This is a genomic window from Pseudomonas sp. RIT-562 (assembly GCF_026241895.1).
Classification (GTDB): Bacteria; Pseudomonadota; Gammaproteobacteria; order Pseudomonadales; family Pseudomonadaceae; genus Aquipseudomonas; species Aquipseudomonas mandelii_F.
In genome coordinates this window covers 105327-121642 of the sequence record NZ_JAPJIV010000023.1, presented here as the reverse complement: position 1 = coordinate 121642, position 16316 = coordinate 105327, and the positions used below count along the sequence as shown (strand labels likewise).

At 60.6% G+C, this 16316-nt stretch carries 12 protein-coding genes; 4 read left to right on the top strand and 8 right to left on the bottom strand.

Going from position 1 to position 16316, the window contains the following annotated elements:
- Positions 1–25: 25 nt before the first annotated feature.
- From rpsA to mtnA, 8 genes are all read right to left on the bottom strand, one after another.
- Positions 26–1720 carry a 30S ribosomal protein S1 gene (rpsA, locus tag ORL50_RS23760; RefSeq protein ID WP_266018535.1) on the bottom strand — a complete coding sequence of 565 codons (1695 nt, stop codon included), beginning with the start codon at positions 1718–1720 and terminating at the stop codon, positions 26–28.
- A gap of 119 nt (positions 1721–1839) precedes the next feature.
- Positions 1840–2529, bottom strand: coding sequence for a (d)CMP kinase (cmk, locus tag ORL50_RS23755; RefSeq protein ID WP_084322379.1), 690 nt, complete (start codon positions 2527–2529; stop codon positions 1840–1842).
- Positions 2526–4733, bottom strand: a complete 2208-nt coding sequence (locus tag ORL50_RS23750; protein ID WP_266018541.1) for a bifunctional prephenate dehydrogenase/3-phosphoshikimate 1-carboxyvinyltransferase — start codon at positions 4731–4733, stop codon at positions 2526–2528. The genes cmk and ORL50_RS23750 overlap by 4 nt, the downstream gene beginning before the upstream one ends.
- Before the next feature lie 28 nt (positions 4734–4761).
- Positions 4762–5874: a histidinol-phosphate transaminase gene (gene hisC, locus ORL50_RS23745; protein ID WP_266018532.1), complete on the bottom strand. Its 1113-nt coding sequence runs from the start codon at positions 5872–5874 to the stop codon at positions 4762–4764.
- A gap of 13 nt (positions 5875–5887) precedes the next feature.
- Positions 5888–6982: a prephenate dehydratase gene (gene pheA, locus ORL50_RS23740; RefSeq protein WP_007908404.1), complete on the bottom strand. Its 1095-nt coding sequence runs from the start codon at positions 6980–6982 to the stop codon at positions 5888–5890.
- Complete coding sequence (serC, locus tag ORL50_RS23735) at positions 6982–8067, bottom strand: 3-phosphoserine/phosphohydroxythreonine transaminase (RefSeq protein ID WP_266018529.1); 1086 nt, start codon at positions 8065–8067, stop codon at positions 6982–6984. Before serC ends, pheA begins: the two co-directional genes overlap by 1 nt.
- Positions 8068–8320: 253 nt before the next feature.
- Positions 8321–10978 (bottom strand): DNA gyrase subunit A, encoded by a 2658-nt coding sequence (gyrA, locus tag ORL50_RS23730; RefSeq protein ID WP_266018528.1) that lies wholly within the window; start codon positions 10976–10978, stop codon positions 8321–8323.
- A 431-nt stretch (positions 10979–11409) separates the two neighbouring features.
- Entirely contained in the window at positions 11410–12486 is a 1077-nt protein-coding gene (mtnA, locus tag ORL50_RS23725; RefSeq protein ID WP_266018526.1) for an S-methyl-5-thioribose-1-phosphate isomerase, read from the bottom strand.
- Positions 12487–12593: 107 nt separating this feature from the next.
- Between mtnA and ORL50_RS23720 the strand changes: the two genes are divergently transcribed.
- From ORL50_RS23720 to ORL50_RS23705, 4 genes are all read left to right on the top strand, one after another.
- A complete protein-coding gene (locus ORL50_RS23720) occupies positions 12594–13928 on the top strand; it encodes a TRZ/ATZ family hydrolase (RefSeq protein WP_266018525.1) in 1335 nt (444 codons plus the stop codon).
- Positions 13929–13985: 57 nt separating this feature from the next.
- A complete protein-coding gene (gene ubiG / locus ORL50_RS23715; protein WP_266018523.1) occupies positions 13986–14684 on the top strand; it encodes a bifunctional 2-polyprenyl-6-hydroxyphenol methylase/3-demethylubiquinol 3-O-methyltransferase UbiG in 699 nt (232 codons plus the stop codon).
- Positions 14685–14688: 4 nt separating this feature from the next.
- A complete protein-coding gene (mupP, locus tag ORL50_RS23710; protein WP_266018520.1) occupies positions 14689–15360 on the top strand; it encodes an N-acetylmuramic acid 6-phosphate phosphatase MupP in 672 nt (223 codons plus the stop codon).
- 130 nt (positions 15361–15490) lie between these two features.
- A complete protein-coding gene (locus ORL50_RS23705) occupies positions 15491–16231 on the top strand; it encodes a YciK family oxidoreductase (protein WP_266018519.1) in 741 nt (246 codons plus the stop codon).
- The last annotated feature ends 85 nt before the right edge of the window (positions 16232–16316 follow it).

The window sequence follows — 16316 nt, the reverse complement described above, 5'->3', positions numbered from 1 at the left end:
CCCTTTTTCTATGGTCTGACAGAACTTAGTTCTGTTTTTCCATTTGTGCACGCAACAGGTCGCCCAGAGTGGTAGGACCAGCAGCAGGAGCGTCCGAAGCTGGCTTGTCGCGCAGGCTTTGGATGGCTTCTTTCTCTTCTTCAACGTCTTTCGACTTGATGGAGAGCTGGATTACGCGGCTCTTGCGGTCAACGCTGATGATCTTGGCTTCTACTTCTTCGCCTTCTTTCAGAACGTTGCGCGCGTCTTCAACGCGGTCACGGCTGATTTCGGAGGCTTTCAGAGTCGCTTCGATATCGTCGGCCAGAGTGATGATGGCGCCTTTAGCGTCAACTTCTTTCACGATGCCTTTAACGATTGCGCCTTTGTCGTTCTCTTGAACGTACTCGGAGAACGGATCGCTTTCCAGTTGCTTGATACCCAGGGAGATGCGCTCGCGCTCTGGGTCAACCGACAGGATAACGGTGTCCAGCTCGTCGCCCTTCTTGAAACGACGAACAGCTTCTTCGCCAACTTCGTTCCAGGAGATGTCGGACAGGTGAACCAGGCCGTCGATGCCACCGTCCAGACCAATGAAGATACCGAAATCGGTGATCGACTTGATGGTGCCGGAGATTTTATCGCCCTTGTTGAACTGGCCAGAGAAATCTTCCCATGGGTTAGATTTGCACTGTTTGATGCCGAGGGAGATACGACGACGCTCTTCGTCGATGTCCAGAACCATAACTTCCACTTCGTCGCCGACTTGTACGACTTTCGAAGGGTGGATGTTCTTGTTGGTCCAGTCCATTTCGGAAACGTGTACCAGGCCTTCAACGCCTTCTTCCAGCTCAGCGAAGCAGCCGTAGTCGGTCAGGTTGGTTACACGAGCGGTAACGCGAGTGCTTTCTGGGTAACGGGCTTTGATAGCAACCCATGGATCTTCGCCCAGTTGCTTCAGGCCCAGGGAAACACGGTTGCGTTCGCGATCGTATTTCAGAACCTTGACATCGATCTCGTCGCCAACGTTGACGATTTCCGATGGATGCTTGATACGTTTCCAAGCCATGTCGGTAATGTGCAGCAGGCCATCGACGCCACCCAGATCGACGAATGCGCCGTAATCGGTGAGGTTCTTGACGATACCTTTGACTTGTTGGCCTTCCTGCAGGGATTCCAGCAGAGCTTCACGCTCAGCGGAGTTCTCGGCTTCGAGGACGCTACGACGGGAAACGACAACGTTGTTGCGTTTCTGGTCAAGCTTGATGACCTTGAATTCCAGCTCTTTGCCTTCCAGGTGCGTGGTATCGCGCACAGGACGGACGTCAACCAGGGAACCTGGCAGGAACGCACGGATGCCGTTAACGTCGACAGTGAAGCCGCCTTTAACCTTACCGTTGATAACGCCCTTGACCACTTCCTCAGCTGCGAAGGCTGCTTCCAGAACGATCCAGCACTCGGCGCGCTTGGCTTTTTCACGGGACAGCTTGGTTTCACCGAAACCGTCTTCTACCGAGTCCAGAGCAACGTGAACTTCGTCACCGACATTGATAGTCAGATCGCCAGCGTCGTTGTAGAACTGCTCAAGCGGGATGAGTGCTTCAGACTTCAGGCCAGCGTGAACGGTTACCCAGCGAGCTTGGTAATCGATATCAACGATAACACCGGTGATGATGGAGCCTGCCTGAAGGTTCAGGGTTTTTAGGCTTTCTTCAAAGAGTTCCGCAAAGCTTTCGCTCATTTTAATTCCTGAGTATAAGGGCGAAGAATACGCCCATCTCCACATCCCAGACGACGTGGGTTACGTTCATTTAAAGAAGCACCGCAGGACTATGACTGGTCCCCTGTTGCGCTTCTTGGTCACCCGGCGATATCGCGAATGGCGATCTCGCTCATGATGCGTTCCAGCACCTGATCGATGGATAATTCCGTGGAATCCAGCTGTATGGCGTCAGCCGCCGGCTTGAGCGGGGCTACCGCTCGCTGGGTGTCACGCTCGTCGCGGACACGTATCTCATCTAGCAGACTCGACAGACTAACACCATCCACTTTCCCCTTCAACTGCAAGTATCGACGGCGCGCACGCTCCTCGGCACTGGCGGTGAGGAAAATCTTCAAGGGTGCGTCAGGAAAAACCACTGTGCCCATGTCTCGGCCATCGGCCACCAGACCCGGCGCCTCCTGAAACGCCCGCTGGCGCTGCAGCAGAGCGTCGCGCACGGCCGGCAGGGCGGCGACCTGGGAAGCCCAGGCGCCAACCTGCTCGTTGCGCAAATCATCGGTTACATCATCGCCTTCAAGGATGATGCGTTGCGGATGACCTTCGGTTGCGCCGACGAACTGCACGTCCAGATGAGCCGCCAGCAGCTTCAGCGACTCTTCATTGGTCAGGTCGACACCGTGGTTGCGTGCGGCAAATGCCAGCAGGCGGTACAGCGCACCGGAATCCAGCAGGCACCAGCCGAGGCGCTTGGCCAGGATGCCGGCGATGGTGCCCTTGCCCGACCCACTCGGGCCGTCGATGGTAATGACCGGTGGCTTGATGTTCACGACTGAGCCTCTTGAGCAACGCGGATGCCGACCTGCGCGCACAGCGCGAGGAAGTTGGGGAACGAGGTCGCAACGTTGGCGCAATCATGGATGCGAATCGGCGCGGTGGCGCGCAGGGACGCAACGCTGAACGCCATGGCAATCCGGTGATCGCCGTGCCCGTGCACTTCGCCGCCGCCAATCAGGCCGCCGTCGATGATGATGCCGTCCGGGGTTGGCTCGCATTTGACGCCCAGCGCCAGCAGGCCATCGGCCATCACCTGGATCCGGTCCGACTCCTTGACCCGCAGCTCTTCGGCGCCGCGCAGGATGGTCCGACCTTCGGCGCAGGCTGCAGCGACGAACAATACCGGGAACTCGTCAATCGCCAGCGGAACCAGCTCTTCGGGAATCTCGATACCCTTGAGTTTAGCTGCACGCACGCGCAGGTCTGCCACTTGCTCGCCGCCCACTTCACGCTGGTTTTCCAGGGTGATGTCGGCACCCATCAGGCGCAGGATGTCGATCACGCCAGTACGGGTCGGGTTGATGCCGACGTGCTCGAGCACCAGCTCCGAACCTTCGGCGATGGATGCTGCCACCAGGAAGAACGCCGACGACGAGATGTCGCCCGGTACTTCGATATGGGTGGCGGTCAGTTTGTGCCCGGACTCGACCGACGCAGTAGCGCCCTCGACGCTGACCGGGTAGCCAAAGCCGCGCAGCATGCGCTCGGTATGGTCGCGGGTCGGTGCCGGCTCGGTGACGGTGGTCTTGCCTTCGGCGTACAGGCCAGCCAGCAGCAGGCAGGATTTAACCTGGGCACTCGCCATCGGCATGGTGTAGGTCAGGCCCTTGAGCTTGTTGCCACCGCGAATGACCATCGGCGGGCGACCTTCAGCAGCCGTCTCGATCACGGCGCCCATTTCCCGCAGCGGGTTGGCCACGCGGTTCATTGGACGCTTGGACAGCGAGGCATCGCCGGTCAGGGTGCTGTCGAAGTCCTGCGCAGCCAGAAGGCCAGACAACAGGCGCATCGAAGTACCGGAGTTGCCCAGGTAGATCGGGCCAGGCGCGGCTTTCAGGCCGTGCAGGCCGACGCCGTGAATGGTCACGCGCCCATGGTGCGGACCTTCGATCACGACACCCATGTCACGGAAGGCCTGCAAGGTCGCCAGGGCATCTTCGCCCTCGAGGAAACCTTCCACTTCGGTGACGCCTTCGGCGAGGGAGCCGAGCATGATCGAACGGTGGGAAATCGATTTGTCGCCTGGTACTCGAATCCGCCCAGTCAGGCGGCCACCAGGTTGTGCCAGGAAAATCAGGTCGTTGGAGTTCATAGCGTCCACATAAGCCCGGCGGGCCAGGATTTTACTGAAATGTTCGCGGGCAACCCGGGCGCGAGTGAATACGCCCAACAATTGGTGCCCATCCCCTGCATCGACCGCGTCGCGCAAGGCGTCGAGGTCGCTGCGAAATGTATCGAGTGTGCGCAGGACAGCTTCGCGGTTGGCGAGGAAGATGTCATGCCACATGACCGGGTCGCTGCCCGCGATTCTCGTGAAATCGCGGAAACCGCCGGCAGCGTAACGGAAGATCTCAAGATTTTCATTGCGCTTGGCCAATGAATCGACCAAACCGAACGCCAGCAAGTGCGGCAAATGGCTGGTCGCCGCCAGCACTTCATCGTGACGCTCGACCTGCATGTGCTCCACATCGGCACCCAGCTCGCGCCACAGACGATCAACCACGGCCAATGCCGCCGGATCCGTTTGCGCCAGCGGCGTCAGGATGACTTTATGACGACGGAACAGCTCGGCATTCGAGGCTTCCACCCCGCTCTGCTCGGAACCGGCGATCGGATGCCCCGGCACGAAACGCGACGGCATGCCGCCAAACGCCTCGGTCGCCGCACGCACCACGTTGCCCTTGGCGCTGCCGACGTCGGTCAGGATTGCCTGACCCAGATCCATGCCAGCCAAGCGGGCGAGCATTTTCTCCATGGCCAGGATTGGCACGGCGAGCTGGATCACGTCCGCGCCCTGGCAAGCCAGCGCCAGGTCTTCTTCGCAGCGATCCACCACACCCAGCTCAACCGCCAGCTTGCGCGACTGCGGGTCAAGATCGACCCCGACCACTTCGCGGCACAAGCCACTTTCACGCAAGCCCTTGGCAAACGAACCGCCGATCAGACCCAGACCGACCACCACCAGGCGCCCGATCATAGGTGCTGCAGATTGCAGTGCAGTGACATCAACCACGAGCCAGAACCTTGGTCAGCGCCTCAAGGAAACGACTGTTTTCAGAGGGCAGGCCAATGGTAATGCGCAGGTGGTTCGGCATGCCGTAGTTGGCCACCGGGCGCACGATCACGCCCTCGCGCAGCAAGCCCTGGAAGACCGGCGCCGCGACGCGACCCAGGTCAACGCAGATAAAGTTACCTTTGGACGGGATCCAGCTCAGCCCCAGCTCACGGAAACCCGCTTGCAGTTGCTGCATGCCGGATTCGTTCAGGCGACGGCTTTCAGCCAGGTAATCCGTGTCCTGCAGCGCCGCACAAGCGGCCGCGAGGGCCAGGCTGTTGACGTTGAACGGCTGGCGTACCCGATTGAGCACGTCGGCCACGACAGAAGTCGACAAGCCGTAGCCGACACGCAGCGCCGCCAGGCCGTAGGCCTTGGAGAAGGTGCGCGACACCAGCAGGTTCGGGTAGGCCGCCAGGTAATCCAGGCCATCCGGCAGGTCGCTGCCTTCGGCGTACTCGATGTAGGCCTCGTCCAGCACCACCAGCACATGCTCAGGCACGTCCTGGAGGAATTCGTCCAGTGCTTCGGCGCCGAACCAGGTGCCCGTCGGGTTGTTCGGGTTGGCGATGAAAATTACGCGGGTATTGGCATCGATGGCCGCCAGCATGGCCGTCAGGTCGTGTCCCCACTCTTTCGCCGGGATCACCCGCGCTTGGGCGCCGACGGCCTGGGTCACGATCGGATAGACCGCAAACGCATGCTCGCTGAACACCGCGTTCAGGCCGGGGGCCAGGTAGGCCCGCGCGACCAACTCGAGGATGTCGTTGGAGCCGTTACCCAGGGTTACCTGATCGAGTTCGACGCGGCACTGTTCAGCCAGCAGGGTCTTGAGGGCAAAACCGTTGCCGTCCGGATATCGGGTCAGCTCGGCGAGCTCTTGGCGAATGGCCGCCAAGGCCTTGGGACTGGCTCCCAGCGGGTTTTCATTGCTCGCCAGCTTGACGATGCTGGCCGGATCGATGTCCAGCTCGCGCGCCAGTTCGTCCACGGGTTTGCCCGGAACGTAAGGCGAAAGTTGTTGCACGCCCGGCTGTGCCAGAGCGAGGAAGTCACCACTCATTTTGCTATCGCCCTTAGAGAACTGCTTTCGGGTAGGAGCCCAGCACTTTGAGCGCCACGGCTTCCTGACTGATCTTTTCCAGGACACCTTTGATCAACGGATCACGGTGATGGCCGACGAAGTCGATAAAGAACACGTAGGTCCATTTACCGCTGCGCGAAGGACGAGTCTCGATTCGAGTCAGGTCGATGCCATTATCATGGAAAGGCACGAGCAGCTCGTGGAGCGCGCCCGGCTTGTTGCTCATGGACACGATGATCGAGGTCTTGTCGTCGCCGGTTGGCGGCACTTCCTGATTGCCGATCATCAGGAATCGCGTGGAGTTGTCCGGGCGATCCTCGATTTTTTCCGCCAGGCGCGTCAGCCCGTACAGGCCGGCCGCCATGTCACCGGCAATCGCCGCTGAATTCCATTCACCCTTGACCCGCTTGGCGGCCTCGGCGTTGCTGGAAACCGCCACACGCTCGACATTCGGGTAGTGCGCGTCCAGCCACTTGCGGCACTGGGCCAGGGACTGGGCGTGGGAGTAGATGCGGCTGATGCTGTCGGTCTTGGTGTTTTCACCCACCAGCAGATGGTGGTGGATGCGCAACTCGACTTCGCCACAGATCACCATGTCGTGTTCGAGGAAACTGTCGAGAGTGTGGTTGACCGCGCCTTCGGTGGAGTTCTCCACCGGCACCACGCCAAAATTCACCGCCCCCGCCGCGACCTCACGGAACACTTCATCGATTGCCGCCATCGGCTTGCTGATCACCGCGTGGCCGAAATGCTTCATGGCCGCCGCTTGGGTGAAGGTGCCTTCAGGGCCGAGGTACGCCACTTTCAGCGGCTGTTCGAGGGCCAGGCACGAGGACATGATTTCGCGGAACAACCGCGCCATCTCTTCGTTGCCCAGCGGGCCCTGGTTACGCTCCATCACGCGCTTGAGCACCTGGGCCTCACGCTCAGGACGATAGAACACCGGCACTTCGCCTTCGGCCAGCGAGGCCATCTTTACTCGCGCAACTTCCTGGGCGCAGCGTGCACGTTCGCTGATCAGCTCCATGACCTTGGTGTCCAGGGCGTCAATGCGAACGCGCAGTGCCTTGAGTTCTTGCTCAGACATTAGCCGTGTTCCTTCTCGAACTCTGCCATGTACGAAATCAGTGCGTTAACCGCAACGATATCGACGGCGTTATAGATGGAGGCGCGCATCCCGCCCACGGAACGGTGACCCTTGAGGTTGAGCAGGCCACGTTCGTCGGCACCGGCCAGGAACGGCTTGTCGAGACGGTCGTCCGCCAGGCGGAACGGCACGTTCATCCACGAGCGGTCGGACTTGTTGATCGGGTTGCTGTACAAGCCGCTGGCATCGATGAAGTCATACAGCGTGCGCTGCTTCACTTCATTGAGCTTGCCGATGGCTTCGACGCCACCCTGCTCTTTCAGCCACTCGAACACCAGGCCGGAGAGGTACCAGGCCAGGGTTGGCGGGGTGTTGTACATCGAGCCGTTATCGGCCGCGACCTTGTAGTTGAGCATGGTCGGGCACAGGGAACGGGCGCGACCCAACAGGTCTTCGCGCACGATGTTGACGACGATGCCGCTCGGGCCGATGTTTTTCTGCGCGCCGGCGTAGATCATGCCGAAGCGCGAGACGTCGATTGGACGCGACAGAATGTCCGAGGACATGTCGGCGACCAGTGGGACGTCACCGGTTTCCGGGACCCACTGGAATTCCAGGCCGCCGATGGTTTCGTTCGGGGCGTAGTGGACGTACGCCGCGTCTTTCGACAGCTGCCATTCGTTCTGGCCGGGAATGGCGAAGTAATCGTAAGGCTTGGCGGTGCCGGCAACGTTGACGTGGCCGTAGCGCGAAGCTTCTTCGATAGCTTTCTGCGACCAGATACCGGTATCGATATAGTCAGCGGAGCCGTTTTCCGGCAGCAGGTTCAGCGGAATCTGCGCGAACTGCTGGCTGGCGCCACCTTGCAGGAACAGCACTTTGTAGTTGGAGGGGATATTGAGCAGATCACGCAGATCCTGCTCGGCCTTGGTGGCGATGGACACGAACTCATCGCTGCGATGGCTCATTTCCATGACCGACAGGCCCTTGCCATGCCAATCCAGGAGTTCACCCTGAGCGCGCTTCAGGACAGCTTCAGGAAGCGCCGCAGGACCGGCACAGAAGTTATAGGCTCTCTTGCTCACATCCAATCTCGCTCTGATTTGGTGGTAGTCACGCAATAAATCACAACATCAATCGACACACGGTCCCTGCTGAAACACGGCTTTTGTAGGAGTGAGCCTGCTCGCGATGCGGGCGCCGCGTCATGACCGTCACACCGCGGTGATGCGATCGCGAGCAGGCTCACTCCTACAAGGGATCTCCATGGTGTCGATATTTTCGTACAGGACAAACAACAAGGGGGCGAATTTTCATCCGCCCCCCTGTTTTGCCCACTTACTCTTGTGGCTCTTCGTCGGCTGCGGCGTCGAGTTGCTGGTCCTCGGCAACGTCGTCGATCACGACCTCACCGTCGAACACTGCACCCTCTTCACCCTCTTCCAGTTCTTCGCCCTCGACCTCCGAAGGCTCCTGGACCCGCTCCAGGCCTACCAGCGTTTCATCGCTGGCCAGCTTGATCAGGGTCACGCCCTGGGTGTTACGACCCAGGCTGGAGACTTCGTCGACTCGGGTACGAACCAGGGTGCCCTGGTCGGAAATCAGCATGATCTCCTCGCCATCGAGCACCTGAACCGCGCCAACCAGACGGCCGTTGCGATCGTTGCTGACCATGGCGATGACGCCCTGACCGCCACGCTTGTACTCAGGGAACTCGGTGATCGCCGTGCGCTTGCCGAAACCACGCGCCGAGGCGGTGAGGATCTGGCTGCCTTCTTCAGGGATCAGCATGGAAATCAGCTTCTGCCCTTCTGGCAGGCGCATACCGCGAACACCGCGGGCGGTACGGCCCATGGCGCGTACGTCGGACTCTTTGAAGCGAGTCACCTTGCCGCCATCGGAGAACAGCATGACTTCACGCTCGCCATCGGTGATCGCGGCAGAAATCAACACGTCGCCTTCGTCCAGCTCCAGCGCGATCAGGCCGACGCTGCGTTGACGGCTGAAGGATTCCAACGGGGTCTTCTTCACGGTGCCTTTGGCAGTAGCCATGAAGATGAAGTGACCTTCGGTGTATTCGTCGACCGGCAGCATGGTGGTGATGTATTCATCACTGTCCAGCGGCAGCAGGTTGACCAGCGGACGACCACGGGCTGCACGGGACGCTTCCGGGATTTCGTAGGTTTTCAGCCAGTACACCTTGCCTTTGCTGGAGAACAGCAGCAGCGTGGTGTGGCTGTTGGCTACCAGCAGGTGAGCGATGTAGTCCTCATCCTTGACGCCAGTTGCCGACTTGCCTTTACCGCCGCGACGCTGGGCCTGGTACGCAGCCAATGGCTGGGTCTTGGCATAACCACCGTGGGAGATGGTCACGACGCGCTCTTCTTCCGGGATCATGTCACCCAGGGTCAGGTCGAGACGGGCATCGAGAATCTCGGTGCGGCGCACGTCGCCGTATTCGGCGCGGATCACTTCCAGCTCTTCGCGGATCACTTCCATCAGGCGCGTGGCGCTATTGAGGATGCGGATCAGCTCGCCGATCTGGTTGAGAATCTCCTGGTATTCAGCCAGCAGCTTCTCGTGTTCCAGGCCGGTCAGGCGGTGCAGGCGCAGTTCCAGGATGGCTTGCGCCTGTTCCGGGGACAGGAAGTACTTACCTTCGCGCAGGCCGTATTGCGGGTCCAGGGTTTCCGGACGGCAGGAATCGGCACCGGCGCGCTCAACCATCGCCACCACGGCGGAAGATTCCCACGCCGTGTTGATCAGTGCTTCCTTGGCTTCCGACGGAGTCGGCGAAGCCTTGATCAGGGCGATGACCGGGTCGATGTTAGACAGGGCAACCGCCTGACCTTCAAGGATGTGCCCACGTTCGCGCGCTTTACGCAATTCGAACACGGTACGGCGGGTCACGACTTCGCGACGGTGACGAACGAAGGCTTCCAGCAGGTCCTTGAGGTTGAGGATCCGCGGACGGCCGTCGATCAGCGCGACGATGTTGATACCGAACACCGCTTGCAGCTGGGTCTGGGCGTAGAGGTTGTTGAGGATCACCTCAGGCACTTCGCCGCGACGCAGTTCGATCACGACGCGCATGCCGTCCTTGTCGGACTCGTCGCGCAACTCGGTGATGCCTTCCAGCTTCTTCTCTTTGACCAGCTCGGCGATCTTTTCGATCAGGCGGGCCTTGTTCAGCTGGTACGGCAGCTCGGTGATAACGATCTGCTGGCGGCCACCGACCTTGTCGATGTCCTCGATGGTCGAGCGGGCACGCATGTAGATGCGGCCGCGACCGGTCCGGTAGGCTTCGATGATGCCGGCGCGACCGTTGATGATCGCGGCAGTCGGGAAGTCCGGACCAGGGATGTATTGCATCAGCTCATCGATGGTCAACTCGGGGTTGTCGATGAGGGCCAGGCAACCATCGATCACTTCACCGAGGTTGTGCGGCGGGATGTTGGTCGCCATGCCCACGGCGATACCGCTGGAGCCGTTGACCAGCAGGTTGGGAATACGGGTCGGCATGACCGCCGGGATCATTTCGGTGCCGTCGTAGTTCGGCACCCAGTCCACGGTTTCTTTGTGCAGGTCAGCCAGCAGCTCGTGCGCCAGCTTGGTCATGCGCACTTCGGTGTATCGCATGGCTGCGGCGTTATCGCCGTCCACGGAACCGAAGTTGCCCTGGCCGTCGACCAGCAGGTAACGCAGCGAGAATGGCTGCGCCATCCGAACGATGGTGTCGTACACCGCGGTATCACCGTGCGGGTGATACTTACCGATCACGTCACCGACAACACGGGCAGATTTCTTGTACGGCTTGTTGAAGTCGTTGCCCAGCTCGCTCATCGCGAACAGCACACGCCGGTGCACGGGCTTCAAGCCATCGCGCGCATCCGGCAGTGCCCGCCCGACAATTACGCTCATTGCGTAGTCGAGGTAGGACTGCTTCAGCTCGTCTTCGATATTGACCGGGAGGATTTCTTTGGCCAGTTCGCCCATGAGAAGCCTGATTCCTTTTTCTGGTGAAACCTCGTCACATCCATATGGGACGAACGAAGCTCGCCGCTGCAGGCTGAGTGCCATGCACCGACTTACGACAAATCAACGAGTTATGCCATGGATCTGCGCAGTAAAGGCAGCCACATCGGGCTACCTTGGAAACCGCCGAATGTTATCACAAGAGCCGCCACGCACCTATCCCCCTGATGCGCATGGAGTGTAGTTAGTTGACTGGTGGCGGGCTTGAAGGGGACGAGAGAAGCTCAGAGCCGCGCCGAATGTAAAAATTCGTCCAGGTTCGAAGGGATTTGTTGACTTTGAGGGCCTTATCGCGAGCAGACTCACTTCTACACCGGACATGCGCGGCTCTCAAATCACATCTGTAGGAGTGAGCCTGCTCGCGATAGCTATCTACCAGGCCCAACAAATCTTCAATGCAGACGCTTACGGCACATCAACTGCGCCATCTTCGCAGTGTCCGGGCGCTCGACAATGCCCTTCTCGGTCACGATTGCATCGATCAGGTCCGCTGGCGTCACATCAAACACCGGATTGAACGCATCGACATCCGCCCCGACCCGCTTGCCGCCGACTTCGAGCAATTCGCGCCCGTCGCGCTCCTCGATCGGTATATCGTCGCCACTGGCCAGTTGCATGTCGATCGTCGAGCTCGGCGCCACCACCATGAAGCGCACTCCGTGGTGCATGGCATTGACCGCCAGTTGATAAGTGCCGATCTTGTTCGCCACATCACCATTGGCGGTAATCCGGTCAGCGCCGACGATCACCCAGGTGATGCCCTTGGTTTTCATGATGTGCGCCGCCGCCGAGTCGGCGTTGACTGTCACCGGTATGCCTTCATTGGCCAGTTCCCAGGCCGTCAGGCGCGAACCCTGCAGCCAAGGCCGGGTTTCGTCGGCATAGACGCGCTCGACCATACCCTCGATGAAAGCGCCGCGAATCACCCCCAGCGCCGTGCCAAACCCGCCGGTGGCCAGCGCGCCGGTATTGCAATGAGTGAGAATCGCCTGGGCGTTGCCCTGGTGCTTGCGGATCAAGTCCACGCCTAGCTGGGCCATGGTCAGGTTGGCTTCGCGATCACTTTCATGAATGGCAATGGCTTCGGCTTCCAACGCCGCCAGCGGATCAGCCTGACTTTTCAGGCGATCCAGCCGGTCATGCATGCGCCCCAGGGCCCAGAACAGATTGACCGCAGTGGGACGCGAGTCGGCCAGCAAGGCGAAATCTTCTTCCAGCGCTGCATACCAGTCGCCACCCTCGGCCATGCGGGCGCGGGCCGCGAGCACAATGCCGTAGGCCGCACTGATGCCGATTGCCGGGGCGCCACGCACCACCATCGAGCGAATGGCCTCGGCGACACCTGCCGCGTTGGTGTAGGCGATCCAGGTTTCCTCGAACGGCAGAACGCGCTGATCCAGCAGGTACAGGGCGCCATCACGCCAATCGATGGCCTTCACTTTCTCCGCAGCCAACAGTCGATCGCGCATTATTCACCCCGCACTCAGAAACAAAGCCGCCGATTATAGCGATCCCCCCGCCAAGACGCTCGGGTATACTTCGCCATCCTTTACAAAAGCTCTGGAACCGATCCTCGATGCCGAACACTGCCGCTGCGCTCGACCTGTTATTGCTGCCGACCTGGCTGGTACCCGTCGAACCCGCTGGTGTAGTGCTCAAGGAGCATGCCATCGGCATCCGCGACGGACGCATCGTCTTTATCGGCCCGCGCGCCGCGGCATTGAAGCTTGAAGCCGGCGAAGTCCGGGAATTGCCGGACATGCTGCTCAGCCCCGGGCTGATCAATGCCCACGGCCATGCGGCGATGACGCTGTTCCGTGGCCTGGCCGATGACCTGCCGCTGATGACCTGGCTGGAAAACCACATCTGGCCGGCCGAGGCCAAGTGGGTCGATGAGGAGTTCGTGCGTGACGGCACCGACCTGGCCATTGCCGAACAGATCAAAGGCGGCATTACCTGCTTCTCTGACATGTATTTCTTCCCGAAGGTTGCCAGCGAGCGGGTGCATAACAGCGGTATTCGCGCGCAAATCGCCATTCCGATCCTCGACTTCCCCATTCCCGGCGCCAGCACGGCGGACGAAGCCATTCGTCAGGGCGTGGAGCTGTTTGGCGACCTCAAGCACCATGAGCGCATCAGGATCACCTTCGGCCCCCACGCACCCTACACCGTGGGCGACGACAATCTGGAGAAAATCCGGGTGATCGCCGAAGAGCTCGACGCCTCGATTCACATGCATGTGCATGAAACTGCCTTTGAAGTGCAGCAGTCAGTAGAGCAGCGCGGCGAACGCCCGCTGGCCCGGCTCGCTCGCCTGGGCCTGCTGGGGCCGCGCTTCCAGGCGGTGCACATGACCCAGATCAGCGAAGAAGACCTGCAGTTGCTGGTAGAAAGCAATACCAACGTTATTCACTGCCCGGAGTCGAACCTCAAGCTGGCCAGCGGATTCTGCCCGGTTGAGCGTTTGTGGCAGGCCGGGGTCAATGTCGCCGTGGGCACCGATGGCGCTGCCAGCAACAACGATCTCGATCTGCTCGGCGAAACCCGCACCGCTGCGTTGCTGGCCAAGGCCGTCGCCGGCTCAGCCACCGCCCTTGATGCGCATCGCGCGCTGCGCATGGCCACGCTCAACGGCGCCCGGGCGCTGGGGATCGATGCCGAGGTGGGTTCGCTGGAGGTCGGCAAGGCTGCGGACATAGTCGCCTTCGATCTTTCCGGGCTGGCGCAACAGCCCGTCTATGATCCGGTTTCGCAGCTTATATATGCCACCGGTCGCGACTGCGTGAAGCACCTCTGGGTCGCCGGCAAGCAATTGCTCGATGACCGCCGCCTGACCCGTCTTGACGAAGAACAGCTGTGCGCCACTGCCAAGGCCTGGGGCCAGCGCATCAGCGGCCGTACCGAATTGTAAGTCCCCCGGAACAGATTCCGGGGCTACAGGATTTTTCAAGTTTTAGAGGAATGAACCATGAGCAACGTCGACTACGCCGAAATCGCCAAATTCGAAGCCCTGGCCCATCGCTGGTGGGACCGCGAGAGCGAGTTCAAACCGCTGCACGACATCAACCCGCTGCGAGTCAACTGGATTGACGAACGTGTCAACCTGGTCGGCAAGAAGGTCCTCGACGTCGGTTGCGGCGGCGGCATCCTCAGCGAGGCCATGGCGCAACGCGGCGCGACGGTCATGGGCATCGACATGGGCGAGGCGCCATTGGCGGTTGCGCAGCTGCACCAACTGGAATCCGGGGTCACCGTTGAATACCGGCAGGTCACCGCCGAAGCCCTGGCCGAAGAAATGCCCGAGCAGTTCGACGTCGTTACCTGCCTCGAGATGCTCGAGCACGTTCCGGACCCGTCCTCGGTGATCCGCGCCTGCTACCGCATGGTCAAGCCGGGCGGCCAGGTGTTCTTCTCGACCATCAACCGCAATCCGAAGGCCTACCTGTTTGCCATCGTCGGCGCCGAATACATCATGAAGCTGCTGCCCCGTGGCACCCATGACTTCAAGAAATTCATTCGCCCCTCCGAGTTGGGCGCCTGGAGCCGCATGGCCGGCCTGACGGTCAAGGACATCATTGGCCTGACGTACAACCCGCTGACCAAGCACTACAAACTGGCCTCCGACGTGGACGTCAACTACATGATCCAGACCCTGCGCGAGGAGTAAGCCGATGCGTATCAGAGCGGTTCTTTTCGACATGGATGGCACGCTGCTCGACACCGCGCCGGACTTCATTGCCATTTGCCAGGCCATGCTTGCCGAGCGCGGCTTGCCGGCCATCAATGACAAGTACATTCGCGATGAGATCTCCGGTGGCGCCAAGGCGATGGTCGCAGCGACCTTCGCCATGGACCCGGAATCTCCCGGTTTCGAAGAGCTGCGCCTGGAATTCCTCGAGCGCTACCTCAAGGGCTGCGCGGTGCACAGCAAGCTGTTCGACGGCATGGGCGAATTGCTGGCCGACATCGAGAAAGCCAACCTGATCTGGGGCGTGGTGACCAACAAGCCGGTGCGTTTCGCCGAGCCGATCATGCAGCAACTGGGCCTGGCCGAGCGTTCGGCGCTGCTGATCTGCCCGGATCACGTGAAGAACAGCAAACCCGACCCGGAGCCGTTGATCCTCGCGTGCAAGATGCTCGACCTGGACCCGGCCAGCGTGTTGTTCGTGGGCGATGACCTGCGTGATATCGAGTCCGGCCGCGACGCCGGGACGCGGACGGCAGCGGTCACCTATGGCTACATTCATCCGGACGACAACCCACGGCACTGGGGCGCGGATGTGGTGGTGGATCATCCGCTGGAGTTGCGCAAGGTGCTCGATAGCGCCCTTTGCGGCTGCTGATCTTAATGGCGAACGCGCCCCGTAGGAGCCCGGCTTGCCGGCGATAGCGATTTCACAGAAGCCATCGCCGGCAAGCCGGGCTCCTACAAGAGCATGCCAACGCCCAAGATATTTATTTGTTGAGGTCTTTATGTTTGATTACTCCGCCCGCCCCGACTTGCTTAACGGCCGGGTCATCCTGGTCACCGGTGCCGGCCGTGGCATCGGTGCCGCCGCTGCCAAAACCTACGCCGCCCACGGCGCCACCGTATTGCTGCTGGGCAAGACCGAAGCCAACCTGACCCAGGTCTACGACGAAATCGAAGCCGCAGGCCACCCGCAACCGGCCGTCATTCCGTTCAACCTGGAAACCGCCCTGCCCCATCAATACGATGAGCTGGCGGCGATGATCGAAACCGAATTCGGCCACCTCGATGGCTTGTTGCACAATGCATCGATCATTGGCCCACGCACGCCGATCGAACAGTTGTCCGGCGAAAACTTCATGCGAGTCATGCAAGTCAACGTCAATGCCATGTTTATGCTCACCAGCACCTTGCTGCCACTGCTCAAGCTGTCCCAGGATGCCTCGGTGGTGTTTACCTCCAGCAGCGTCGGGCGCAAGGGTCGGGCGTATTGGGGCGCGTATGGCGTTTCCAAATTCGCCACCGAAGGCCTGATGCAAACGCTGGCCGACGAGGTGGATACCGTGGCACCGGTTCGCTCCAACAGCATCAACCCCGGCGCGACCCGCACCAGCATGCGCGCCCAGGCATACCCCGGGGAAAACCCGCTGAACAATCCAACCCCTGAAGAGATCATGCCGGTCTATCTCTACCTCATGGGCCCGGACAGTTCCGGCGTCAACGGGCAGGCTTTCAACGCCCAATAACACCGCACGTCGCCTGCGAGCCGCGTCGGCTTTACGCCGCGGCACGCATTGGGCGCTCCAACTGTGGGTGTATTAAGTCAAACAT

Coding starts and splice junctions, on each gene's coding strand:
- ORL50_RS23705 (WP_266018519.1), top strand. CDS start 15,491: ATGTTTGATTACTCCGCCCGCCCCGACTTGCTTAACGGCCGGGTCATC.
- hisC (WP_266018532.1), bottom strand. CDS start 5,874: ATGAGTGGTGACTTCCTCGCTCTGGCACAGCCGGGCGTGCAACAACTT.
- pheA (WP_007908404.1), bottom strand. CDS start 6,982: ATGTCTGAGCAAGAACTCAAGGCACTGCGCGTTCGCATTGACGCCCTG.
- mupP (WP_266018520.1), top strand. CDS start 14,689: ATGCGTATCAGAGCGGTTCTTTTCGACATGGATGGCACGCTGCTCGAC.
- ORL50_RS23750 (WP_266018541.1), bottom strand. CDS start 4,733: ATGATCGGGCGCCTGGTGGTGGTCGGTCTGGGTCTGATCGGCGGTTCG.
- ORL50_RS23720 (WP_266018525.1), top strand. CDS start 12,594: ATGCCGAACACTGCCGCTGCGCTCGACCTGTTATTGCTGCCGACCTGG.
- mtnA (WP_266018526.1), bottom strand. CDS start 12,486: ATGCGCGATCGACTGTTGGCTGCGGAGAAAGTGAAGGCCATCGATTGG.
- gyrA (WP_266018528.1), bottom strand. CDS start 10,978: ATGGGCGAACTGGCCAAAGAAATCCTCCCGGTCAATATCGAAGACGAG.
- rpsA (WP_266018535.1), bottom strand. CDS start 1,720: ATGAGCGAAAGCTTTGCGGAACTCTTTGAAGAAAGCCTAAAAACCCTG.
- ubiG (WP_266018523.1), top strand. CDS start 13,986: ATGAGCAACGTCGACTACGCCGAAATCGCCAAATTCGAAGCCCTGGCC.